General features: G+C 35.3%; 22 protein-coding genes and 1 tRNA gene. 18 read left to right on the forward strand and 5 right to left on the reverse strand.

Annotation, left to right across the window (positions count from 1 at the left end):
- Positions 1-112 precede the first annotated feature (112 nt).
- From AB3H93_RS07215 to AB3H93_RS07240, 6 genes are all read left to right on the forward strand, one after another.
- Complete coding sequence (locus AB3H93_RS07215; protein WP_053766407.1) at positions 113-1,597, forward strand: helix-turn-helix domain-containing protein; 1,485 nt, start codon at positions 113-115, stop codon at positions 1,595-1,597.
- Positions 1,598-1,978: 381 nt separating this feature from the next.
- Positions 1,979-3,451, forward strand: coding sequence for a helix-turn-helix domain-containing protein (locus AB3H93_RS07220; RefSeq protein ID WP_368020369.1), 1,473 nt, complete (start codon positions 1,979-1,981; stop codon positions 3,449-3,451).
- A gap of 247 nt (positions 3,452-3,698) precedes the next feature.
- The gene (locus AB3H93_RS07225; protein WP_223603537.1) at positions 3,699-4,037 is read left to right on the forward strand and encodes an LPXTG cell wall anchor domain-containing protein; all 339 of its coding nucleotides are present in this window, start codon (positions 3,699-3,701) and stop codon (positions 4,035-4,037) included.
- Positions 4,038-4,092: 55 nt separating this feature from the next.
- Positions 4,093-4,722, forward strand: a complete 630-nt coding sequence (locus AB3H93_RS07230) for a hypothetical protein (RefSeq protein WP_088745506.1) — start codon at positions 4,093-4,095, stop codon at positions 4,720-4,722.
- A gap of 304 nt (positions 4,723-5,026) precedes the next feature.
- Complete coding sequence (locus AB3H93_RS07235) at positions 5,027-5,533, forward strand: hypothetical protein (RefSeq protein WP_368020370.1); 507 nt, start codon at positions 5,027-5,029, stop codon at positions 5,531-5,533.
- Positions 5,534-5,831: 298 nt separating this feature from the next.
- Positions 5,832-6,734 (forward strand): plasmid recombination protein, encoded by a 903-nt coding sequence (locus tag AB3H93_RS07240; protein WP_080649354.1) that lies wholly within the window; start codon positions 5,832-5,834, stop codon positions 6,732-6,734.
- A 106-nt stretch (positions 6,735-6,840) separates the two neighbouring features.
- Here the strand turns inward: AB3H93_RS07240 and AB3H93_RS07245 are convergent, their stop codons facing one another.
- The 3 genes from AB3H93_RS07245 to AB3H93_RS07255 form a co-directional block, all read right to left on the reverse strand.
- A complete protein-coding gene (locus AB3H93_RS07245) occupies positions 6,841-7,458 on the reverse strand; it encodes a LysM peptidoglycan-binding domain-containing protein (protein ID WP_010737411.1) in 618 nt (205 codons plus the stop codon).
- 355 nt (positions 7,459-7,813) lie between these two features.
- Complete coding sequence (locus AB3H93_RS07250) at positions 7,814-8,023, reverse strand: DUF378 domain-containing protein (protein ID WP_010719419.1); 210 nt, start codon at positions 8,021-8,023, stop codon at positions 7,814-7,816.
- Between the two features lie 623 nt (positions 8,024-8,646).
- Positions 8,647-8,729: transfer RNA gene (locus AB3H93_RS07255), tRNA-Leu, on the reverse strand.
- A gap of 68 nt (positions 8,730-8,797) precedes the next feature.
- On the opposite strand from AB3H93_RS07255, the gene AB3H93_RS07260 reads away from it, so the two are divergent.
- From AB3H93_RS07260 to nagA, 4 genes are all read left to right on the forward strand, one after another.
- Positions 8,798-8,959: a hypothetical protein gene (locus AB3H93_RS07260; RefSeq protein WP_010719418.1), complete on the forward strand. Its 162-nt coding sequence runs from the start codon at positions 8,798-8,800 to the stop codon at positions 8,957-8,959.
- Positions 8,960-9,102: 143 nt separating this feature from the next.
- On the forward strand, positions 9,103-10,320 hold the full coding sequence (locus AB3H93_RS07265) for a pyridoxal phosphate-dependent aminotransferase (protein ID WP_010719417.1): 1,218 nt from the start codon (positions 9,103-9,105) through the stop codon (positions 10,318-10,320).
- Positions 10,321-10,526: 206 nt separating this feature from the next.
- Positions 10,527-11,363: a helix-turn-helix transcriptional regulator gene (locus AB3H93_RS07270; protein WP_010719416.1), complete on the forward strand. Its 837-nt coding sequence runs from the start codon at positions 10,527-10,529 to the stop codon at positions 11,361-11,363.
- Positions 11,364-11,437: 74 nt separating this feature from the next.
- Complete coding sequence (gene nagA / locus AB3H93_RS07275) at positions 11,438-12,586, forward strand: N-acetylglucosamine-6-phosphate deacetylase (protein ID WP_010719415.1); 1,149 nt, start codon at positions 11,438-11,440, stop codon at positions 12,584-12,586.
- A gap of 164 nt (positions 12,587-12,750) precedes the next feature.
- Here the strand turns inward: nagA and AB3H93_RS07280 are convergent, their stop codons facing one another.
- A complete protein-coding gene (locus tag AB3H93_RS07280; protein ID WP_368020371.1) occupies positions 12,751-13,515 on the reverse strand; it encodes a DeoR/GlpR family DNA-binding transcription regulator in 765 nt (254 codons plus the stop codon).
- 217 nt (positions 13,516-13,732) lie between these two features.
- On the opposite strand from AB3H93_RS07280, the gene ulaG reads away from it, so the two are divergent.
- Genes ulaG through araD form a run of 7 tightly spaced genes read left to right on the forward strand, consistent with a single transcriptional unit; the run spans position 13,733 to position 19,337 of the window.
- The gene (ulaG, locus tag AB3H93_RS07285) at positions 13,733-14,800 is read left to right on the forward strand and encodes an L-ascorbate 6-phosphate lactonase (RefSeq protein ID WP_010737415.1); all 1,068 of its coding nucleotides are present in this window, start codon (positions 13,733-13,735) and stop codon (positions 14,798-14,800) included.
- A gap of 16 nt (positions 14,801-14,816) precedes the next feature.
- On the forward strand, positions 14,817-15,269 hold the full coding sequence (locus AB3H93_RS07290) for a PTS sugar transporter subunit IIA (protein WP_081129158.1): 453 nt from the start codon (positions 14,817-14,819) through the stop codon (positions 15,267-15,269).
- A gap of 12 nt (positions 15,270-15,281) precedes the next feature.
- Positions 15,282-16,772, forward strand: coding sequence for a PTS ascorbate transporter subunit IIC (locus tag AB3H93_RS07295; RefSeq protein WP_368020372.1), 1,491 nt, complete (start codon positions 15,282-15,284; stop codon positions 16,770-16,772).
- 43 nt (positions 16,773-16,815) lie between these two features.
- The gene (locus AB3H93_RS07300; protein ID WP_010719408.1) at positions 16,816-17,115 is read left to right on the forward strand and encodes a PTS sugar transporter subunit IIB; all 300 of its coding nucleotides are present in this window, start codon (positions 16,816-16,818) and stop codon (positions 17,113-17,115) included.
- A gap of 14 nt (positions 17,116-17,129) precedes the next feature.
- Positions 17,130-17,771 (forward strand): 3-keto-L-gulonate-6-phosphate decarboxylase UlaD, encoded by a 642-nt coding sequence (locus AB3H93_RS07305; protein ID WP_010719407.1) that lies wholly within the window; start codon positions 17,130-17,132, stop codon positions 17,769-17,771.
- 2 nt (positions 17,772-17,773) lie between these two features.
- Complete coding sequence (locus tag AB3H93_RS07310) at positions 17,774-18,634, forward strand: L-ribulose-5-phosphate 3-epimerase (RefSeq protein WP_094940814.1); 861 nt, start codon at positions 17,774-17,776, stop codon at positions 18,632-18,634.
- Positions 18,621-19,337 (forward strand): L-ribulose-5-phosphate 4-epimerase AraD, encoded by a 717-nt coding sequence (araD, locus tag AB3H93_RS07315; RefSeq protein WP_010719405.1) that lies wholly within the window; start codon positions 18,621-18,623, stop codon positions 19,335-19,337. Before AB3H93_RS07310 ends, araD begins: the two co-directional genes overlap by 14 nt.
- A gap of 164 nt (positions 19,338-19,501) precedes the next feature.
- Here the strand turns inward: araD and AB3H93_RS07320 are convergent, their stop codons facing one another.
- Positions 19,502-20,284 carry a MerR family transcriptional regulator gene (locus AB3H93_RS07320; RefSeq protein ID WP_368020373.1) on the reverse strand — a complete coding sequence of 261 codons (783 nt, stop codon included), beginning with the start codon at positions 20,282-20,284 and terminating at the stop codon, positions 19,502-19,504.
- Between the two features lie 178 nt (positions 20,285-20,462).
- Here AB3H93_RS07320 and AB3H93_RS07325 point away from each other — a divergent pair, with 178 nt between their 5' ends.
- A complete protein-coding gene (locus AB3H93_RS07325) occupies positions 20,463-23,066 on the forward strand; it encodes an HAD-IC family P-type ATPase (RefSeq protein WP_368020374.1) in 2,604 nt (867 codons plus the stop codon).
- Positions 23,067-23,068 lie beyond the last annotated feature (2 nt).

The raw sequence follows: 23,068 nt of genomic DNA on the forward strand, positions 1-23,068 counted from the left end.
CTTATATTTTAATGAAATGGTAGACATACTTATTTTCGTACATTAAAATTAATAATAGAGGAGAATAGAGAAAACAAAGCGTTTGTAAATTTTGAGGGATTAGGAGGGGAAAATGAAGCAATTACTAACGAAACAAAGTTTAAGACAGCTAGCACTCTTAGAGTTACTCTGGAGCAACGAATGGCTGACGATTGCAGAGATCGTCAAAAAAATAGGTGGGGTTGAAAAAACGATCCGAACAGACATCAAACAACTGAATGAAATAATTGAACCTTTAAAAATAGAGACTTCAGTAAAATATGGCGTTTTTTTAAGTAAAGACTTAGGTGTTTCAAAATCATATGTTTATTCGCTTTTTTTACAAAAAAGTGTCGAATGTCAAATGTTGGAAATGATATTCATCAATCCCATGATGAAAAGAGGGGAACTATGCGATCAGCTCTTTATTTCAGAAACACAACTCAATCGATTACATAATAAAATGAATATTTTAATGAAAAAATACGAAATAGAAATCACAAATGATTTGAAATTGATCGGTCACGAAAAAAATATCCGTAAGCTTTTCTCTAGTTTGTTCTATGAAAAATACCTTTCACCCGATTTACTTTTTAAAACAGAAGAATTTCAACTGATTGATACAGTACTTGATATTTTTTATAAACAAAATAAAGAGAAGATGGTTATGGATGATCAACATCATTTTTTATTGAATAAAATGCGAATGAGATTATGGGTGGCTGCCTATCGTTGTAAATCTAGCTCATTCTTTAAACAAGAGGAAGATTATTTTAATTATTCTATGATTACTGGAGATCGAGAATTAAACAAAAGGTGGCAAGCTGTGTTTGGTATCGAACTATCAGAAGAAGTTTTGTTTAACCTGTTTGAGTATTTTCATGCTCCATTCAAATTAAATGAAAGATGCTTACAACTAGGGACTAGTCAATCGATCTTACAAACAAGACTGGAAAATCTGATTTTGGAAGTTAGCTATGAATTTAAGATTAATTGCCAGAACAAAACAGCTCTACTTCAGGCCGTTATGTGGCGGATATTTCGTACGATCGGTCCAACGCATATTTTAAATAACGTTGAAGAAGATTTTGTCTGCGAATTAATGAATGATCGACAAGATATCGTTTTAAATTTGAAAGCTAAATTCAGTGAAATTTATGACGATCTAACCGTTCATTCTCTAGATAAAAAAAATATGATTTATCAATCCATTTATACTTTAGTTTCACAATGGTCTGAATTTCGTTCGGAAATACGTAAGCCAACGATTAAAATCCACGCTGCATTGCTATTAGATGCACCAGCCGGGCATTTAAAAATGCTAAAAGAAGAAATCGAATATCATTTTAGAAATACATATGAAGTTGATATTTTATTGCCAATAGCACAAAATTCTGTGAATCAGCTAAAACACTATGATTGTGTCCTAACCAATGGCTTTAATACTGGCGATCTAGGAGATGTGAAAATTATTGGCGTCCCTAATTATTTTGGAGAAGAATTTGTCAAAAAACTACATCATTTTTTGATCAACAAAAAGGAAGAATTACACGTTTTTAGAAAGAATATACTCATCTAAAAGCAAAACAAGTTGAATATACATATTGAGAAAGAGGCTGAACGATACAGTAACAATCATAGTAGTATTTCCGAATGAACATCCAAAGAGCAGTTATCGTTACATTAACTATAAAAAAAGTGAGCGTGCTATTTAGTGAAAACGATTCTGTTTGTTGCATAGACCTACCTAGTAAAGGGACCCGAGATGAATGATTGTCTTTGGTCTCCTATTTTTTTACTTTGCATCACGAACAACTCAATGGATCGGTGGAAAAAATAAAAGATTATGAAAGATATTTTACCAAGGGCTCGGTATATTAAGGTTATTTTTAAAGATTGGGATATGCTAAAAATAAAACAAGGAGTATTTATCTGTTAGGAGAGGAGAGATGTAATAGAAATGAGAGAAATATTAGACGGGCGTTTGAGACGCCAATTGAATATTTTAGAAATCCTTTGGAATACGGAATGGATTACGACTGCGGAATTAGCTGAAAAAATTGATAGTTCAGAAAAAACCATTCGAAATGATCTATCTCAAGTCAACGAAATGATTGAGCCTCTATCAATTGAAACTTCTTTTAGAGCAGGAATCATTTTAAAGAAAGATATCACAACGCCTAAGTCATTTATCTATTCAAAAATTCTTGAAAAGAGTCTAGAATACACATTACTGGAAACGATTTTCCTAGGAAAAGTTACTTCTAAAGAAGAGCTTAGTGATTTGCTTTATATTTCAGAAACTCAGGTATCAAGGGTAATTAATCGAATCAATCAAGAAATCCGGTTTTTCGATTTTCAAATTACCAATCAAATCAAAATTATCGGAAACGAAGGGAATATCAGAGACTTCTTTTCAGTATATTTTTCTGAGAAATATCATTTGCCCGAAAAATTGATACAAAAAGAAGAAAGAAATTTGATTTCAGAGATCATTGATATATTCATCAAAGAAAATACGATATGGGCAATTGTGAACAATGACCATCATTTATTTTTGGGAAATTTAAAATTTCAATTGTATGTCTGTTTTACACGATTGAAGCAAGGCTATCAATTAGAAGTTAACGAGATACCTTTTTATTTTACACATCTAATGAACGAAAAAAAACTAGTAGAAAAAATACATAATGTCTTTGGCATCAAAAGTGTAAAAGAAAATCTTCAGCAATTATTTTATGAATTCCATCAGCCAATTAATCCAATCGCTCGCTTTCATTCAGAAGGAGTTGAAATCGATTCGGTCTCAATAAAGAAACAGATCGGCTATGTGATTACTTTGCTGGAAGAACGTTTTGGATTACTTTGCGAGAATCGAGATAAATTGATTCATGATATTTATTGGACGACCATGAGTTCGGTGCGACCTACTTATATTTTATACAATAAAAAAACAGATTTTTTTGAAAATACGTTGAAGGTAAGTCCTGAGTTAGTTACCGCATTAAGAGATGAATTTTTTGATATTTACTTTTCTCTTGGTAATCCATTTTTATCTTACTTAGATGAAATGATCCAGCAATCCATCTTCAAATTATTAACTTCTTGGTCTGAACTATGGATACGCGTGAGAGAAAGTAAAGCAAGTATCAATGTAGCACTTTTATTGGATAGCTCTTACGATCATATGCGGATGCTCAAAGAGGAAATTCAATTTTATTTTAGACATAATATCAAAATTGAGATACTCGATCCTACTACTCAAATACAAAAGGGCTATTTACAAAAGTTCGATTGCCTTTTAACAGATGTATATTCGCCTGACCATTTTGGTATTCCAACGATTGGGATGTCTAGTTATTTTGATGAAGATATCATTAATAAATTAGTTGATTATTACCATATAAAAGTTAATTCCAGTATGGATAGTTAGTTTGCACTATGACTATAAATTTCGGAAAAGTTTCCGCTTATCAACTGATATGGCTAAAAATTAAGTATTATTTTTTAGATGTTCTAAGCTAATCATCTTTTTGTTACATAACAATTACTAATGGAAAAGGTATTTACCAATCTATCGGTAAAACTTGGTTTTCATTCTATTTTATTTTTACGGATAATATTATTGTGGAGGTTGCGTCGTTAAAGTATTGGAGGTGAAGAGCGAAATAAAAAGAGTGATGTATTATTTGATAGGTGTTTTAATGGTTAGTCTTTTCATTACAACAAACTGTCATGCACAAACCACAAATGAACAAACGATTCAAGTTGAAGCAATAATAGGAGTATGGGATGCGGACGCAGATGCCAGTACAATTGATAACGTAAGTGACGCAGGAACCAAAGAAAAAGCAACTATAACGATCACACCATCTGATTCAGGTTCTTCAAAAAAAGTGAGACTTCCACAAACTGGTGAACAATTGAGCGTTTATATGATGTTACTTGGAACAATTGTATCCCTTTTCTCAACGGTTATGTTGATTGAGCTCAATCGAGAAAAAAACTATATCATGTAATTTTATTTTTATGGAAATGTTGTGAGACGTTTTCAGCGAGGAGAGAGACAGAATAATGAAGAAGTTGACAAATGTGTTACTAGTATCATCTATTTTATTAGGTGGATTTGGGATTGGAACAATGAATGCAAGTGCAGAAACAGTTAAAGATAATGAATTAGGCTGGATTCCTGGATTAAGTGACCCTGAGGATGACAGCGTAACTATTCAAGGAGAAGATAATGCACAAATTAAAGTGGATGGCTGGATTGGTCCATGGGATCCGGTCGGACCGGAAGATGTATCTTATGTTGACATCACTGTACCTACAAAAGTACGTTATGCAAATGCGGTAACAGATGATGGCCAGCCACTTCCTAATATCTTATCACCTATTTATACCGTAACAAATAATTCTAGTGCACGTAGAGTCAAGATTGAAATATCAAAATTTGAAGAAAAAAGTCAATCGGGTGTAAGACAAGATTTATACTTTACGCCAACAAATGAAGCGGGCGTCCGTTTACAAAGTGTTGCGGGTCAATTTCTTAATAGCCCTACTTATTTAACAGAATTAGATAAATCTTCATCTAAAACGTTAAAATTCGAAGGAAAAATCGCTGAAGGATTTAAAGAAAATCAAGTGGTTAGACCAAGTTACGAAATAACGTTTAATTTCACTGCTTTAAAAGATACTGAATCATAAAAAAGCGTGATTTATTTCATTTATATCATATATTATTGGAATCCCCAGCAGAATAAACAGGGAATTTCGCACATAGTAACAATGACATGACTGTCTTAGAATACCATTTAGCAGGATTCCAAATAGTTGGAGTTCTGCTAATCATTGAAAGTATAAACTGTTGGAACGAAAGAAACTAGTTGATCAACAAAAAAACTTGTGGATTGTTTGAAAAAAAATAAAAGTAAATGCTTAACGAATGATTTTTTTATCCATCTGGTTGAGACGATTTGTTTTTGATTTTATCAGAAAGGGAGATTTTTAAATGGCACATAAAGCAAAACAAAGAAAAAAAAGCACATATATCCTGATAACCTTCTCTGTAGTACTTTTGATATTGGGGATCAGTGGATACTTCTATTTTAATCAATCTCCCCCTCAAGTCGTTACAGGATTGCCAGATTTTGATGAGAACATCACTCAGTTGAATAATGGCGAATTATTAAAAAAGATGCAGGAAGAAGTCGATAAAGACAATGTTCGGATTATATTGAAGCATGAAATCGAATTAAATAAAGAGGGAAAAGCCCACGTGGATGTACGTAATGTGGGTGTCAACTCCTATAATATACAAGTAGAATACTATTTAGCATCTAATCAAAAAAAATTATATGTTTCAGGATTGATTCCACCCAACAATGGGATTGAATCGGTTGCTTTCAAGAATATGCCTTCCTCGGGTACGCATGGCATAAAGATATATTATAAAGTATATGATGAAAAAGAACTAATCAATACAACAACCATTGATGGAACACTCCGTATTGATTAACGAATCATAGCTAGCATAATAAAAAATAGTTATTTAGAGGCGGGCCAAAGCTTGCTTTATTATCTTAGTTCACTCGAAAATTCACGAAGTAGGTTTTGTTTTAACTGGTTTACTTGGGATCCTTTAAAGAGGGTCCTTTTTTATTTCACTAAAAGTACATAATTACCAAGAAATAGGAATTTTTCGGTTTGTTTTTTCGGATAGAATTAACTAAACTTTAGATGAAAACGTTGTTTATTTACTTGTTTGAAAGATTCACATAGTAAGAAGAAAGTAAGGAGGCAGAACTATTAAATCAATCAAATTAGAAAAAACGGATTATCGATTTTATGAATTAGAACAAGTCCAAAGACATAATCAAAGAGAAATAGTTGAATCAAGTATTGTACAACCAGATAAAACATCTTTAAATTATGATGTTTTAAATAAGAAATTTATTGACTATAAAAAGATCATTAGAAAATATTTGACCCATTTATCTTCAACAAAATCGATTCATTCTAATTGGACGATATTAATTGAATGGCGAATCATCTTTAAAGAATCGGCATTAAAAAAATTATCAGTAAGAGAAACAAAACTATTTTTTTTACAAATTGTTCAAACCTTTCAAAAACTATACGGTCTATCGAATATCATTTATGCACATGTTCATTTTGATGAAGAGAAACCACACTTACATATTGGCCTAATACCCATGAAAGAAGGACGTCTCAATTCTGCTTATATTATGTCCAAATATAAAAACTGTGAAATAGAAACAGAATTACTCAAAAAGTTAGAAGCAGTTCTTCAACAAAATAAGACATCCATCTATCGAAAAAAATCGACAAATGATCATATGAAAGAACAATTGAATGCTGAGTATCAGGAATACAAAGAACTGTATACTAAATTACTTCACCACTCGTTGTTGCCTTCTGAGGTGGGGATGAAGAAACCAGGAAGAGAAACAGACAACTATTCAAATCATATGACAGACGAAAAGAGTAAAACAATAGACGAATTACATAAAGAAAACAATTATTTGAATTCATTAGTGAAACGATTGAAAGCAGAGAACAACTATTTATTGAACGTTATGAAAGAAACAAAAAATAATTTTGAGCAGTTAGACAAACACAACTGTTCAAAAAACACGATGAACGAACCACCATTTGCCAAACTGGAATTAGAAAATCGAAATTACCAAAAAAATTGACAGAAAGGATACCATTTCTGCCAATTTTTTTCATTTACGCTTTGCTTAGTAAAAAAAACGAAGATCCTAAAGAGGGACCTTCGCTTTTTAAACAAGCTATTTTATATTAGTACCAACCGTTTGCTTCCCAGAAAGATTTAGCTGCTTCCCATGAGCCGTAACGAGAAGATACGTATTGTTCAGCAACTCGTTCTTGGTTTGCTGCTGAATAGTCACCATTTAAGTAAGAAGAATCTAATTGGTAACGTCCGATGTAACGACCGTTTGTTGCTGTATAAGAACCGCTAGATTCTTTTTGAGCGATCCATTCTTTCGCTGAGCTTGTGTTTGTTGTTGCTGGTGTTGCTTGTGCCGCTGTTTGCGTTGCTTGAGCAACTGGTTGGGCAGGTGCTGCTTGTTGAACTGGTTCTTGCTTCACTGGTTGTTCAGCCACTGTTTTTGTTTGAGCAGGCGCTTGGTAAGCTGTTTGTGTTGTTGCTGCTTGTTCGCCTGTTGGGATTGTTAATTGTTGACCTGAATAAATCAAGTTGATGTTTGAGATTGAATTTTTTTCTGCAATAGTTTGGATCAAGGAGTTATCACCAACGTATTTTTGAGAAATCGTTGATAGCGTATCACCTGATTGAACGGTATAAGCTTCGTCCGCATGTGCAGATGTTCCCATAAAGAATAGTGCGCCGGCAGTCAAAGTTGTTCCTAATAGTAATGTTTTAAGTGATTTCATGTAAAAGCTCCTTCGTAAATTTAAAAATAGTTTTGTTGTGACCAACGAGGAATACTTTACCACGGGGATATATTTCATAGGTAATAGCTTTATGACAAATCTACCTTTTTTGTAATATTTGAAGTAACATATGTAATCGAAAGCGATTTCTTTGTCGTAAAATCAAGCATAATGTCTCTGAAAAGAGTAGCTGTCTAGTTATTAAGAAAAGGTTAATCTCACGTTTTTCTGTAGAAAAAATCTCTCTTTTGTCTCGAATAACGCTTACATGAATATAAATAAAAACAGTCATGAGCATACAAACTAACGCTCATGACTGCTTTATTTATATTAGGAACAGAGGATAATTAAAAAATTATCGTTCTACTCTATTTGTAATAAGTGGAAAGAATTTCAAACAATAAATAGCACAAATTCCTACAATAATATAGATCGCTTTAGCTAGAATTGTCGTAGATCCACCTGCAATAGTAGCAACTAAATCAAATTCTAATAAACCAACCAATAACCAATTTAATCCACCAACGATCAACAATGTTAAAGCAATAATGTCTAAAGTTTTCATTTGTTATTTCTCCTCTCCATATTTGACATACTCTAATTATAAACTAATTTTTATATTAGTACTAAAATACTGCTTAAGCTTATAAAATAAGGTTATAAGCTGGTAATGTCATCTTTATTTATAAGAATACGAGTTTGATGATGAGAAAAAAATGAAATATATAAGTCAAGAAAGAGAAATGTCCAATGGAAAGCAAAAGGATTCAAGAACTGTAAACAAGCATTACACTATTTAAAAGAATCGATTGAATAAGAGTTCAATTATGGTTCCTAATATTCATCGTTCTCATAATTCTTTTACAGTATAGGTCATAGGTTGTAAGTATAAAAAATGATCAAGATGGGCAAAATAGAAGGCATGCAGATAAAACAATACTGATTTCATTGCTTAATCGTAAAAAGGAGAAATAATCAAAAAAGCTATCTTATGAAACATAAGAAGGAACTGTCCATGGTAATCATTAGCAGTAAATTAACAGGAAGAGTAAAATAGAAAGAAGAATTAATGCGTAAAATTATCAGAAGTCAGGTCGTTTAGTATAACGAACAGTAAGTTTATTAATAAGACGTGAATAAGAAAACAAAAAAACGTAGAGCACGGAATGCTCTACGACTAGTCATTGATGCAGACGATGGGATTTGAACCCACACGAGCGTACGCTCACAAGACCCTCAATCTTGCATGTCTGCCGTTCCATCACGTCTGCGTATAATAACAATAAATTAATGATAGCGAGTATTTCCGCAGATGTCAAGATGAAAAGGGAGAGAAAAAGTGGAAAAATATGATGGGGAGTTTTCTATCTTAGGAATGAGTGTTGGGCTAATTCTTGGTATTGTATTGAAAGATTTGTCTGCCGGAATTTTTTTGGGCGTTATTTGCGGAATTGCTATGGACTGGGGTGCGAATTTATTCAATGAATATCGACGGAAATGAGTTTGAAAACTCACTAAAATTTCTTATGGTTTTACTTAAAATTGTGGTAAATTTTAGAGGGATAGAGTATGATATTGAAAATAAGTAAAAAATAAAAAATCAGAAATTTCTGTTTATTTTGAAATGAGGGATTGGATAGCGTTATGAGAGAATTTGAAAAATCCAATAAACTAGAAGGCGTAAGCTACGACGTACGTGGACCTGTGTTAGAAGAAGCCGAACGTATGCAAGAAGAAGGGATCAGTATTTTAAAGTTAAATACTGGAAATCCTGCCCCCTTTGGATTTGAAGCGCCAAATGAAGTGATACGTGATTTGATTATGAATGCACGAGATTCAGAAGGCTATTCTGATTCTAAAGGCATTTTTTCAGCAAGAAAAGCGATTGAACAATATTGTCAAATCAAAAAGTTCCCCAATGTGACGATCAACGACATTTATACAGGGAATGGAGTCAGCGAACTGATCACAATGTGTATGCAAGGTCTACTTGATAATGGGGATGAGGTTTTAGTTCCGATGCCTGATTATCCATTATGGACAGCTTCAGTATCACTGGCTGGTGGAAAACCTGTTCATTATATATGTGACGAACAAGCAGAATGGTATCCTGATATTGATGACATTAAATCAAAAATAACGAGTAGAACAAAAGCAATCGTGATCATCAACCCAAATAATCCAACTGGAGCATTGTATCCAAAAGAGATTTTAGAGCAAATCGTGGAGATTGCTCGTCAAAATCAATTGATTATTTATTCTGATGAAATTTATGATCGTTTAGTCATGGATGGTTTAGAACATATTCCAATCGCTACCTTGGCACCAGATTTATTTGTCGTGACGTTGAATGGTTTATCTAAATCCCATCGTGTTGCAGGATTTCGTGTTGGCTGGATGGTGTTGAGTGGAGATAAATCACATGTTAAAGGCTATATTGAAGGATTGAACATGCTTTCTTCGATGCGTCTTTGTTCCAATGTATTGTCTCAGCAAATCATTCAGACGGCATTAGGTGGTTATCAAAGTGTGGATGAATTATTATTACCTGGTGGGCGTATTTATGAGCAACGAGAATTTATTTACAATGCCATTAATGACATTCCCGGTCTTTCTGCAGTAAAACCTAAAGCAGCGTTTTACATTTTTCCTAAGATTGATACGAAGCGTTTCAATATTTTAGATGACGAAAAGTTTGTTTTAGATTTCCTACATGAACATCATATCTTGCTGGTTCATGGTGGGGGATTTAATTGGCATCAACCGGATCATTTTAGAATCGTTTATTTACCAAAGATGGATGATCTGAAAACGACTGCTGTCAAAATGCGTGAATTTTTATCGACTTACCGACAAAAATAGCCTGTCATGGATGTTTTTACTCAAAAGAGCCGAACTCAAGTTTTGGCTCTTTTTGGTGTGAGAGATGAAATAATCACTAGCTAAATCAAAAATAAGGAAGGAAAAAAGTCGAACAAGTTTTTGATAGGACTTTTCTTGATGTTTCTTCTTCCGTAAAGTAAAATATTGGTATAATGCGAATACGCATATTTTGAAGGAGGATGCTTATGGAAACGTTGGTCGCTTCCTTTGGTACAATCATAAAAGAAATTCGAAAAGAACAGAAGATGACACAAAAAATGCTTTCGCAAGATATTTGTTCACAGAGTGTTTTAAGCAGAATTGAAAATAATGAAGAGCTACCAAATGTTGTTGTAATGGCACAAATTTGCCAACGTTTAGGCGTAACGATCGATCATGTCATGCGTTTATCTCATGGGAAAATTCGAGCGGTCTTAAAGAATTTTGAGTTAACAGACTTGTATTTTCAGCAACGAGATTATCGCAAGCTGGAACAAGTGTTAAAATCGCCAGAGGTTACAGAAAATTTGTACGAAGCTGCGGATTTTCAAAAATATTATTATTATTTAGGCGTCTGTGAATTTACATTACGAAAAAATATTACTCAAGCACTTAGTTATTTAAAAGAAGCGCTCTCCTATTCGACGTTAAAAGATCGAACACAAGTGACAGATGTTGAGATCCAGCTAGTCAGTTGCATTGGCAAAATCTATGGCGTAGCTGGCAAAACTGCGGAAGCTAGGTACTATTTAAGTCGTAGTATCCAACTCTTCCAAGAGACGATCCAAGATCGAACCAAAAGTGAGTTTACTCAAATTTTTTATAACTATGGAAGCTTTTTGTTGCACCAAGGAGAAATTGAACTATCTTTAGAACAAGTAAATCAAGGAATACGGTGGGCGCAAGATAAAAATAGTTATTATTACCTTAACGATTTATTTATTTTAAAGAGTTTGATTTATAAAAAGAAAGGTGAAATCAATAAAGCTCTCTTTTATGAAGAATTGGCACAATCAGTTAAAAAAATAGCAAAAAGTCTCTAAATGGTGTAGACCATTCTTGACTTATCTCCAAAATAAGAGTACCTTTAGGATAGAAAATCAAAGGAGAGAGAAGAATGAGAACTTTTATCTACGCAGACAAATTCTTTTTGTCATCCGGTGTCAAAAATGCAGGTTATCTTGAAATCACTGATGGTCTTTTTGGGGAGTATACCCAAAACACACCTGAAGGAGAAGTCAATATCATTGATCAAAGCGGAAAATGGATCGCTCCTGGTCTAGTTGATACGCATATTCATGGCTATATGAACCATGATGTGATGGATAATGATGCAGAAGGTGTGAAAGCAATGTCAGAAGGATTGCTTTCTTGTGGAGTAACATCGTTTTTACCAACTACTTTAACATCAAGTAAAGAACGTTTAAAAGATGTAGCTGAAACAATTGGAAAAATGTACCAAGAAGCTCCTGGAGCAAAAATTAAAGGAATCTATTTTGAAGGACCATTCTTTACGGAAGAACATAAAGGGGCGCAAAATCCAAGTTATTTTGGAGACCCTGATCTTGATACTTTCCATGAATGGCAAGAAGCTTCTGGCGGACTGATCAAAAAAATTGCCCTAGCCCCAGAACGAAAAGGCGTTGAAGAGTTTGTCAAACAAGTGACAGATGAAGGCGTGGTTGTTTCATTGGGTCATAGTAATGCGACGATCGATGAAGCACAAAAGGCAGTAGAAGCAGGTGCCAGTGTCTTTGTCCATGCGTATAATGGCATGCGTGGATTAAATCATCGTGAACCTGGAATGGTTGGTGCGCTACTATCGCTAGAACATGTTTTTTCAGAATTGATTTGTGATGGGCATCATGTTCATCCAAATGCTGCTCAAATTTTAATGGAAAAAGCAGGTCATGACCATGTGGCATTGATCACTGATTGCATGATGGCTGGTGGAATGCCTGATGGCAATTATAATTTAGGAGAATTTCCAGTGGTTGTGAAAGATGGAACTGCTCGCTTAGAATCAGGTAATTTAGCAGGAAGTATCTTGAAATTAAAAGAAGCAATAAAAAATGTAGTAGACTGGGGATTAGCTACACCTGAACAAGCTGTGATGATGGGAAGCTTAGTACCAGCAATCAGCTGCAAGATCGATGATACTTGTGGCAAGATCGCAAAAGGACGGGACGCTGATTTTATCGTATTGAATCCAGATATGACTTTAGAAGCAACATACCTAGATGGTGTAGAACGTTATCACGCTTAATAAAAAGACTGTTATTAAGTAAGCAAGAGCGAACCATCGCTGAAAGGCTGGTTTGAAGAGCTTTGACTTAATGGATCAGGTCATTTTGTTTGAACATCATTTGTAAATAAGCAAAAGCCGATGTGGCTGGGACAGAATCTTGTTCCATTCACACCGGCTTTTTTTTAACTGATTTGGATGACTTTCACCCCAACATTGTTGATTTCAGCGATTACTTTTTCAGAACAAAACTGGTCAGTAATCAAATAATCAAAAACAGAAATATCTGCAATTTTAAATTTTGATGTTAAACCAATTTTGCGATGATCAGCAACTAGAATTTTACATTTAAACGTTTGACGAATCATCATTTCATTGATCGTTGATTCATTGAGAATTTTAGTTGTTACGCCATTATCGAGCGACACACCACTGCAACCAATGATACAGACATCAGCATTCATTGAAGAAATGGTATTTAATGCGATATCACCCACTAATGCTTCTTTTGGAAAGCGCATCTCACCTCCAGTCAAGATATAATTGCAGTTTTCTTTATGAGGGGAGTAAGTGATTTTTACGTTATTTGTGACAATTGTCAGGTGATTGGCACGTACATATTCAACCACTTTAAGTGCAGTAGAACTAGAATTAATGAATACGGTATCATAATCATTGATGTATTTACAAGCTTCACGAGCGATTGATTGTTTTAGTCGTTCTGGTCCAGATTGATCAAAGTCTGTACGATTATCATAATTATAAGAACAAAACCCGTAATGACGAATGATCTCATTTTTTTCTTCTAATAAATTTAGGTCTCTGCGTATTGTACTAATAGAGACTTTTAAAGATTCAGCTAACTCATATGTTGTCATTTGCTCTTTTTGTTGTAATCGCTCCAAAATATCCTTTTGACGCTTCTCAATATTGACAATGGAATTTTTCATTATTTACCCTCCTATTTGTTGCCTATGTATATGATTTTTATCGCTTCAAAGATTCATATAAAGTTTATTAACTATATATATCATACTAAAAAAATCAATTAACTTACAAAAACGATCATATAAATAACAAACAGTCATATAAAAGGGTTTTCATGTTTGTCGTTGCATATTATGATTTAGATGTCAACAAAAGAAAGTTCTTGAGAGGAGAATTACAATGAGCAAACATGTCAATGATGTCACAAAAGAAAATTGGGTTTTAGAAACATTTCCTGAATGGGGTACCTACTTGAATGAAGAGATCGAAACAGAAGAAGTAAAAGAAGGAACGGTTGCGATGTGGTGGTTAGGTTGTACCGGGATTTGGTTAAAGACGCATAAAGGGACAAATATTTTGTGTGATTTATGGTGTGGGACAGGTAAACGTAGTCATGGAAATGGGATGATGAAAAAAGGGCATCAGATGATGCGAATGAGTGGGGTTCAAAAAATGCAACCGAACTTGCGGACGCAACCTTTTGTGATTGACCCTTTTGAAATGAAAAGTGTAAACGCTTTAGTTGTCACGCATATCCATTCGGATCATTTGGATATCAATACAGCAGCTGCTGTTCATCAAAATTGTCCGAATGCAAAATTCATTGGTCCTCAAGAAGTAGTTAATACTTGGTTGAACTGGGGAATTCCAAAAGAGAAAACGATAATCGTCAAACCAGGAGATGAAGTCAAAATTGAGGATGTAACTATCGTTGCTTTAGAAGCATTTGACCGTACAGCATTAGTCACTTGTGAAGATCCAGAGGAAACTTTAAAAGGGAAAATACCTCAAGAAATGGATGAGATCGCTGTGAATTATCTATTTGAAACATCGGGTGGAAATATTTATCATGCTGGAGACTCTCATTATTCTAATATGTTTGCGAAACATGGGAACGAACATACTATTGATGTTTGCCTAGGTGCATATGGTGAAAATCCACGAGGTATCACGGATAAAGTGACTTCTGTCGATATGTTGCGAATGGCTGAGTCATTGAAGGCTAAAGTAGTCATCCCTGTTCATTATGATATCTGGGCAAATTTTATGGCTGATCCAAAAGAAATTACCGAAATATGGAAGTTTAAAAAAGACCGTTTGAAGTACGATTTTAAACCATATATCTGGCAGGTAGGAGGCAAGTTTACCTATCCAACGAACAAAGACGACCTGGAATTTAATTTCTACCGTGGTTTTGAGGATGTATTTTCTGTAGAAAACGATACACCATTCCCGTCATTCTTATAGAAAAGAGGCTAACAACATGTTGAAATATTTTTTGGATCAAGGCTTGGTGAAATATTCCGATAAAGAAATTACTGATTGGAAGGAAGCTGTTGCTGAAAGCTGTCAACTATTATTAGATAAAAAGTTGATTGATCAAAGTTACGTACATGAAATCATCCAATGTGTAGAAGAACATGGTCCTTATATCGTGATTGTTCCCAAAGTGGCAATGCCACATTCTTCAGCAGATAGTGAAGGAGTTTATGGAACAGCTATATCATTCACTAAAATGAAAAGACCCATTCAATTCGACCAAGAAGAAAAATCAGCAAGTTTATTCTTTACTTTAGCAGCCAAAAATGTAGATCAGCATATGGAAAATATTCAAAAATTGTCTGAGTTGTTGATGATAGATGGGCTAATTGATCGTTTGGCAGATACCGATTCGATTGAAGACTATCGAGTGGTGATGCAAGAGTATAACTTATAGGAGGAAAAAAGAATGGCTGATTTTTTATTGAGCATTTGGACTTATTTCGCTACAAACATCTTAACTCAACCAGCTTATCTGATTGGTTTTATTGTACTGCTAGGGTACATTCTCTTGAAACGTCCATTTTATGAGTGTATTGCTGGTTTCTTGAAAGCAACAGTCGGTTACTTCATTTTGACGGTTGGTTCAGGAGGATTAGTAAACAACTTCCGCCCCATTTTAGTAGGTTTAAAAGAACGGTTTAATCTGGATGCGATGGTCACCGATCCATATTTTGGACAAAATGCCGTTGACTCTGGATTAGAGGAAACATTTGGTCGTACATTTGGGGATGTCATGATTTTACTTTTGATTGCTTTTGTTATGAATATCTTACTCGTTCGTTTTCAAAAATATACAAAATTACGTTCGGTTTTTACAACTGGAAATGTTCAGATTCAACAATCTGCAACTGCTTTTTGGATATTATTATTTTGTTTTCCCTCTTTAGGAAGAATTCAAGTTCTGATTTTTATGGGACTGATTTTAGGCTGTTATTGGGCAGTAGCTTCTAATTTAACAGTTGGTATCACCCAGGAGTTAACCGAGGGCGCGGGTTTTTCTGTGGCACATCAGCAAATGTTTGGTATCTATATATTTGCGAAGTTAGCCGAGTTTTTAAAGAAACATGATCAAAAAAAAGAACACTCTAAAAAAGTGGATAAAAAATTGGAAGATATTGAATTACCAGGTTTTTTATCTATATTTAATGAAAATATGGTAGCAACTTCTTTATTAATGCTTTTATTTTTTGGAATTATTTTGTTAGTGCTAGGAAAAGATTATTTGATTCAAGCACAGTTTATGCAAGAAGGACAAAGTTTCTTGTTCTATATTATGACAACATCATTGAATTTTGCTGTCTACCTAGCCATTTTACAATTAGGAGTCCGTACTTTCGTGGATGAGCTAACACAATCTTTTCAAGGGATCTCAAATACAATCCTACCAGGTGCGGTTCCTGGGATTGACGTAGCTGCTACTTTTGGTTTTGGTTCACCTAACGCCGTAACCATTGGCTTCTTGTTTGGTGCCTTAGGTCAATTTTTGATGATTGCCTTACTCATTTTGTTCAAATCACCAACCATCGTGATTGCTGGTTTTATTCCACTGTTCTTTGACAATGCAGTTATCGCAGTTTTTGCCAACAATCGAGGGGGGTTCAAAGCCGCCTGTCTGTTCCCATTTCTTTCTGGAATCATTCAAGTTGGTGGATCGGCCGTTTTTGCAACTTGGATCGGCATGTCAAAATATGGTGGCTATCTCGGTATGTTTGACTGGGCCACTGCTTGGCCATTATTTACTGTAATGATGAAGTTTTTGGGGTATGTTGGTATCGCATTAGTCGTGGTTGGGCTATTGATTATTCCACAATTACAATACCGTAAAAATCCAGACGGGTACTTTTTGATCGTCGATGATTATGAGCAATATGCAGAAAAATATCACAACGAGAATTAAATACAACAATAAAATTAAAATGAACACATAGGAGGAAAACATAATGAGAATTTTAGTATCTTGCGCAAACGGGTCGGGAACAAGTTTGATGATGATGAGAAGCGTCGAAAAGGCAATGAAAGAACTAGGTGTGTCAATTACCAAAATCCATCATTGTGCAATTTCTGAAGGAAAAAGTTCTGCGACTCAGTATGATGTCGTTTTTACACCAGTCAATTTTTTGAATATGTTTATCCAAGCAGAGAAAAAAGGAATTACAGTGATTGGCATTAAAAATGTCATGTCAGCCAAAGAAATTGGTGAAAAATTTGCTGAATCAGCGTTGTATCAAAAATCTAAATAAAAGAGGAAGACAAAATGAGCAGACCAAAATTACAGATTGCTTTGGATCATAATGATTTAGAACAAGCATTAGCAGATGTATTTCAAGTAGGGGATATTGTCGATATCATTGAAATTGGAACCATTTTATGTCTGCAAGAGGGGCGCAAAGCCATCAGCTGTATTCGTAGCATGTTTCCAAGGAAAACAATTGTTGCTGATACAAAATGTGCGGATGCCGGGGGAACGGTAGCCAAAAATGTAACTGATGCTGGTGCGGATTTTATGACTGTTATCTGCTGTGCTACTCTGCCAACCATGGAAGCAGCTCAAAAAGAAGTGAAGGCATTGCAAGTCGAACTGTATGGGGATTGGACCTATGAACAAGCAGCTGAATGGCGGAGGATCGGTATCCAACAGGTAATCTATCATCAAAGTCGAGATGCATTACTTTCTGGTGAAACTTGGGGAGAACGGGATCTGACAAAAGTAAAGAAATTGATAGAAATGGGCTTTGCAGTTTCTGTGACAGGTGGATTAAACGTGGAAACATTGAAATTATTCGCAGGGATTGAAGTGGAAACTTTTATAGCTGGAAGAGGGATTTCTAGTGCGGACGATCCTGCAAAAGCAGCCAATGATTTTAAACAAGAAATGATTCGCATTTGGGGGGAATAGACTTGGCTCAAATCGGAATTTATGAGAAGGCACTACCAAAAGATATCTCTTGGAAAGAGCGCTTTTTATTAGCAAAGGAACTTGGTTTTTCCTTTATTGAGATGTCGATTGACGAGACAGATGAACGCCTAGCTCGACTCAATTGGTCTGACGAGATGATCAATCAAATACGCAAAGACATGAAAGAGACGGGCATACGGATCAATTCCATTTGTCTGAGTGGTCATCGCAGGTTTCCTTTTGGCTCTTCAAATGAAGCGTATCGGATAAAAGCCAAAGAATTGATGGTCAAAGCGATCCGACTTGCTCAGCGCTTAAGTATCAAAATTATCCAAGTAGCCGGATACGATGTCTATTATGAAAAAAAAACAAGGCTATCACGAAAATTATTTATTGAAGGACTTGAAGAAAGCGTCAAAATAGCTTCTGAATATGGAATAATCTTGTCAATTGAAATTATGGATGATCCATTTATGAATTCAATCACTAAATTTTTAGAAATCAAACGCCAGATTGATTCACCTTATCTTCAAGTCTACCCAGATCTTGGGAACCTTTCAGCTTGGCAAGAAAACGATCCAGAACGTGAACTAGAAAAAGGGATCAATTGGATTTCTTCCATCCACTTAAAGGATACCTATCCAGTAACAACTGAATCATCAGGTCAATTTCGTGATGTTCCTTTTGGCGCAGGCTGTGTTGACTTTGAGGGTTTGTTAAAGAAACTCAAACAGATGAATTATAATGGGTCATTTTTAATTGAAATGTGGAGTGAAAAAAATCCGGATTTTAAAAAAGAAATCGCAGCAGCAAAGAGCTATCTTTATCCGAAGCTAAAGGAGGCAGGTTATGAGTTTGCGTAATCCGATCATTAAAGAAATGAAACAACGTGTTTATGAAGCAAATTTGGCACTACCTCAATATGGACTAGTTAAGTTGACTTGGGGCAATGTCAGTGAGATTGATCGAGCGCTTGGGGTGATCGTGATCAAGCCAAGTGGTGTAAAGTATGAACAGATGGCTCCCGAACAAATGGTAGTGACTGATCTAGCTGGAAATCCGCTAGAAGAAGATGGGATGAAGCCCTCTTCTGATTTATCGACTCATGTGATTTTGTATCAAGCTTTTGAAAAAATCAATGCTATCGTCCACACGCACTCCACTCATTCAGTCATGTGGGCGCAGGCTGGTCGAGACTTGCCTGCCTATGGAACAACTCATGCGGATGCTTTTTATGGAACGATTCCTTGCACACGGCAATTAACTGAAAAAGAAGTTAAAAGTGCTTATGAAAGAAACACTGGTCATGTGATTGTTGAAACGTTTCAAGAGAGACAATTAGCTCCCACTGAAGTTCCTGGTGTATTCGTTTATGGACATGGCCCATTTACTTGGGGTGAAACCCCTGCAAAGGCGGTAGAGAATAGCTTGATCTTAGACGAAATATGCTTAATGGCTAAAGAAAATGAAAAAATTAATCCTGCTATGCAATCTATTCCACAATATCTTTTAGATAAGCACTACTATCGAAAACATGGGATGCATGCATATTACGGTCAAAAATGACGAAGCTTGCGGGGGCTTACTTGAAGTCTTCACATTATTGATTCGTAGCACTTAGTAGCAAATTTTTATTCTTGATTTATAAAAGAGTTACTACGTCTGAGTTTGATGTCTGATGTCAAACTCAGACGTAGTTTTTTCTTGTATAAATACTTAGTTATCCAAAGCTACGATTCAACTAAAATTTCTAAACGCGTCACATATTCTTCTGGCTTATTCGTTTCGTGAAAATCAATCAGATAAGATTCATAAAATGGACTGGCTCTATGAAGCGAATGGGTAGTCAGGTAGTTCATGATGGTAGCAATTCCTTTCTTCCTTTGTTCATAGTCACCTTTAAAACTATAACTAAGATAATTTCCAGCAGGGAGTATCTCAGCATCCTCATTTTGGATCGTAAGGTCAGGACAAAAATAAAATACTTGATAGGTAAAAGGATCTTCCTCTAAATGGATGATACTACCAAAAAGATTTTGATTATTAGTGCTTAATAAAGGTTCGTATTTTTTATGAAGTTCTTTTAACGAAAAGTCGATTTGTTCATCCGTTGCAACCGTAGAAGCTTTAAGAATCAGTCTTTTCGGTTGCTGCACTAATAGCACTTCTTGATAGTCTATGCTTTCTGCTTCTTCAATTAACTGGACACGTTCGATTAATAGTTCGATTTTTTTTTGTGAGTCACTGATGAGTTGATGAAGTGCCTCGATTTCAAAAGCTAATAATTCTTTTGTCTTGCTGATTTCTTTTTGCTTCAAATAATCGGCGATCTCAGTAATGGAGACGTCAAAATAACGTAGGTCACGGATGGTATTCAGTTGTTCAATGTGTTCGTAAGAATAATTTCGATAGCCATTTTCATCATAATCCGGTGTAATCAAACCTAATTTTTCATAATAGCGTAAAGTATGGGCTGTAATATCATAGAGCTTTGCTAATTCATTGATTTTCAAATCATCACTTCCATTGATCAGTCATTTTAAGTAAGGTTATTTTACTACGAAACGTGGGGGAAATGTGAATGGAATTGATTTTTTTATTCTACATAGATAGATTTGCTTAAATTTTTCTTGACCTTAGAGTCACTCTAACCTTTATGATTTGATCAGTAAGAATTATTGGAGGAAAAAAATGAAAGAATGGTACACCTTATCAATCATAGAAATCAAAGAAAAATTAATGGTAAAAAAAGCAATGAACGAACAAGAAAGGAACGAACGACAACTTAAGTATGGAAGAAACGTCTTAGAAAATGGTATTAAAGTTCCAGAATGGAAAAAATTTCTTTCTTACTTTCATGATGCACTGATGTACATTTTACTAGGAGCTGCGATCGTTAAGCTTTTTACAGGCGCATATATTGAAGGCAGTATGATTTTTTTAGTTGTTTTCTTAAATGCGCTGATCGGCTATTTACAAGAACGAAAGGCAGCTTCATCTTTAGACAGCATTGCGGAATTACTTAGTGAAAAAGCAGTCATCATCGAAAAGGGACAGCAAAAAGAGATTGCACCAGCTGATTTAGTGGTGGGGGATCAAATCGTATTAGCTGCTGGAGATATCGTTTCTGCAGATGTACGTTTGAGCGAAACGTTCAACTTACAAATCGATGAAGCAATTCTTACTGGAGAAACCCATGCGATCCAAAAGACGACCGACCCATTACCGCTTGAAACACCTTTAGCGGAACAAACAAATATGGCTTTTTCTGGGACTAAAGTGGAATCAGGTAGAGGAATAGGGATCGTAGTCGCTGTCGGAACTGCTACAGAAATTGGAAAAATCAGCACTTCATTAGGGTCGATCACAGAACAAGAAACACCGTTATTGAAGAAAATCAAAGAAATGAATACTAGTATATTTAAAGGAATCGCTGCGTTGATTTTATTGCTAGCTACCGTATCCTACTTTTATTATGGCATGACTTGGGGCTATATAGCGACAGCTGTCATTGCCTTGATCGTGTCTTCTATCCCAGAAGGACTTCCTTCGATCTTAACGATTATTTTATCTTCGGGTGTCAATCGAATGGCAAAGAAACAAGCAATCGTCAAAAATCTACCCACAGTTGAAACGTTAGGGGCAATGACAGTAATTTGTTCAGATAAAACAGGAACACTGACTAAAAATGAAATGACATTGGTTAGCTTAGCGACTAGAGAAGCGAACCATGGGGTGGAAATGCTTGAAGAAAAAAACTGGACCAAAAATGAGACTTGGCTTGTTGAAGCGATGCATAATTGTCAAGAAACCCAACTAACTCAAGGAGTATGTCCAACTTCAGGTAATGCCACGGAATTAGCTTTATTAAAATGGACCAATCAACAACCGATCGAACTTTATCCAGTCGTTGATAAAATCCCTTTCGACTCAGCTTACAAATATATGGCGACCGTCCATGAGATTGCAGGAAAAAGGATCTTATTTGTGAAAGGTGCGCCAGATGTTTTACTGAATAAAGTGCAATATGAACTGGGATCAGATGGAAGACAACAACAGATAGATCATGCTATGTGGTTACAAAAAAACGAACAATTAGCGCAAACAGGCCAACGTGTCTTAGCGTTTGCAATGAAAGAGTTAAAGGATCGTGAATTGTCACATGAAGAATTAACGAATGAGCTGGTGATGATTGGGCTTAGTGGCATCATTGATCCGCCAAAGGAATCAGCTATTGCTTCAGTTAAGGAAATGCAACAAGCAGGGATCAGAGTAAAAATGATCACTGGCGATCATCAAGCAACAGCAAAAGCGATCGCTGAGAAATTAGGTTTAAAAAATGCTAAATCGGCGATTACGGGAACGGAACTAGATCAATTAACAGAAGAAGAATGGAAGATCGCTGTCCGTGAGAATGATGTTTTTGCCAGGACGACACCTGAACATAAATTGGCTATTGTGACCTATCTCCAAGAACAAGATGAAATTGTTGGAATGACTGGGGACGGCGTTAATGATGCGCCAGCTTTGAAAAAAGCCGATGTCGGGATCGCTATGGGAATCAAAGGGAGCGATGTTAGCAAACAGGCAGCAGACATGGTGTTGGTAGATGATAATTTTGAGACCATTGCAAAAGCCGTGAAAGAAGGACGACGTATTTTTGATAATTTGAAAAAGACGATTCTCTTTTATTTGCCAACTTGTTTAGCCCAAGGATTACTATTGCTCTTTTCATTGGTAGGAAATTTCCCATTACCTTTAACTACTGTACAAATCTTGTGGTTAAATCTAGTCGCTTCGATCACCCTTTCATACGCATTGGGTTTTGAAAAAGCAGATCAAGATGTTATGAATCGTCCACCGAGACCAATTGACGAAAAAATCCTATCAAAATATGCACTTTTGCGTATTTTATATGTTGGGATCATCATGACTATTTTAGGGTTCGTTGCAATGGATTTTGTTCCTGCTGAAGCGAAACAAACCGTTCTGATCAATGCGATGGTTTTTGGACAAGCCTTCTACATGGTTAATTGTCGAAGAGTGACTGAATTTAGTCTGACAAAAGATCTTTTTGAAAATCGGGCATTACTCTATTCGATTGGAGCGATGATCCTCTTACAAGGATTGATGTTAGTGTTCCCGCCATTAAAAATTGCGATTGGGACAGTTTCGTTGACTGTCCAAGAAGTAAGCATCAGTTTACTACCTGGATTGGTTTTATTCCTTCTTGTTGAATTAGAGAAAGCTTTTGTAGGGATGACGGTAAAATCAACTCACAAACTAGATGCATGAGC

Source organism: Enterococcus sp. C74, assembly GCF_040887125.1.
Lineage (GTDB): Bacteria > Bacillota > Bacilli > Lactobacillales > Enterococcaceae > Enterococcus_B > Enterococcus_B hirae.

What these genes read in the sequence shown, in the direction of transcription:
- AB3H93_RS07215 (WP_053766407.1), top strand. Translation starts at nt 113, where the DNA reads ATGAAGCAATTACTAACGAAACAAAGTTTAAGACAGCTAGCACTCTTA.
- AB3H93_RS07220 (WP_368020369.1), top strand. Translation starts at nt 1,979, where the DNA reads ATGAGAGAAATATTAGACGGGCGTTTGAGACGCCAATTGAATATTTTA.
- AB3H93_RS07225 (WP_223603537.1), top strand. Translation starts at nt 3,699, where the DNA reads ATGTATTATTTGATAGGTGTTTTAATGGTTAGTCTTTTCATTACAACA.
- AB3H93_RS07230 (WP_088745506.1), top strand. Translation starts at nt 4,093, where the DNA reads ATGAAGAAGTTGACAAATGTGTTACTAGTATCATCTATTTTATTAGGT.
- AB3H93_RS07235 (WP_368020370.1), top strand. Translation starts at nt 5,027, where the DNA reads ATGGCACATAAAGCAAAACAAAGAAAAAAAAGCACATATATCCTGATA.
- AB3H93_RS07245 (WP_010737411.1), bottom strand. Translation starts at nt 7,458, where the DNA reads ATGAAATCACTTAAAACATTACTATTAGGAACAACTTTGACTGCCGGC.
- AB3H93_RS07250 (WP_010719419.1), bottom strand. Translation starts at nt 8,023, where the DNA reads ATGAAAACTTTAGACATTATTGCTTTAACATTGTTGATCGTTGGTGGA.
- AB3H93_RS07265 (WP_010719417.1), top strand. Translation starts at nt 9,103, where the DNA reads ATGAGAGAATTTGAAAAATCCAATAAACTAGAAGGCGTAAGCTACGAC.
- AB3H93_RS07270 (WP_010719416.1), top strand. Translation starts at nt 10,527, where the DNA reads ATGGAAACGTTGGTCGCTTCCTTTGGTACAATCATAAAAGAAATTCGA.
- nagA (WP_010719415.1), top strand. Translation starts at nt 11,438, where the DNA reads ATGAGAACTTTTATCTACGCAGACAAATTCTTTTTGTCATCCGGTGTC.
- AB3H93_RS07280 (WP_368020371.1), bottom strand. Translation starts at nt 13,515, where the DNA reads ATGAAAAATTCCATTGTCAATATTGAGAAGCGTCAAAAGGATATTTTG.
- ulaG (WP_010737415.1), top strand. Translation starts at nt 13,733, where the DNA reads ATGAGCAAACATGTCAATGATGTCACAAAAGAAAATTGGGTTTTAGAA.
- AB3H93_RS07290 (WP_081129158.1), top strand. Translation starts at nt 14,817, where the DNA reads ATGTTGAAATATTTTTTGGATCAAGGCTTGGTGAAATATTCCGATAAA.
- AB3H93_RS07295 (WP_368020372.1), top strand. Translation starts at nt 15,282, where the DNA reads ATGGCTGATTTTTTATTGAGCATTTGGACTTATTTCGCTACAAACATC.
- AB3H93_RS07300 (WP_010719408.1), top strand. Translation starts at nt 16,816, where the DNA reads ATGAGAATTTTAGTATCTTGCGCAAACGGGTCGGGAACAAGTTTGATG.
- AB3H93_RS07305 (WP_010719407.1), top strand. Translation starts at nt 17,130, where the DNA reads ATGAGCAGACCAAAATTACAGATTGCTTTGGATCATAATGATTTAGAA.
- araD (WP_010719405.1), top strand. Translation starts at nt 18,621, where the DNA reads ATGAGTTTGCGTAATCCGATCATTAAAGAAATGAAACAACGTGTTTAT.
- AB3H93_RS07325 (WP_368020374.1), top strand. Translation starts at nt 20,463, where the DNA reads ATGAAAGAATGGTACACCTTATCAATCATAGAAATCAAAGAAAAATTA.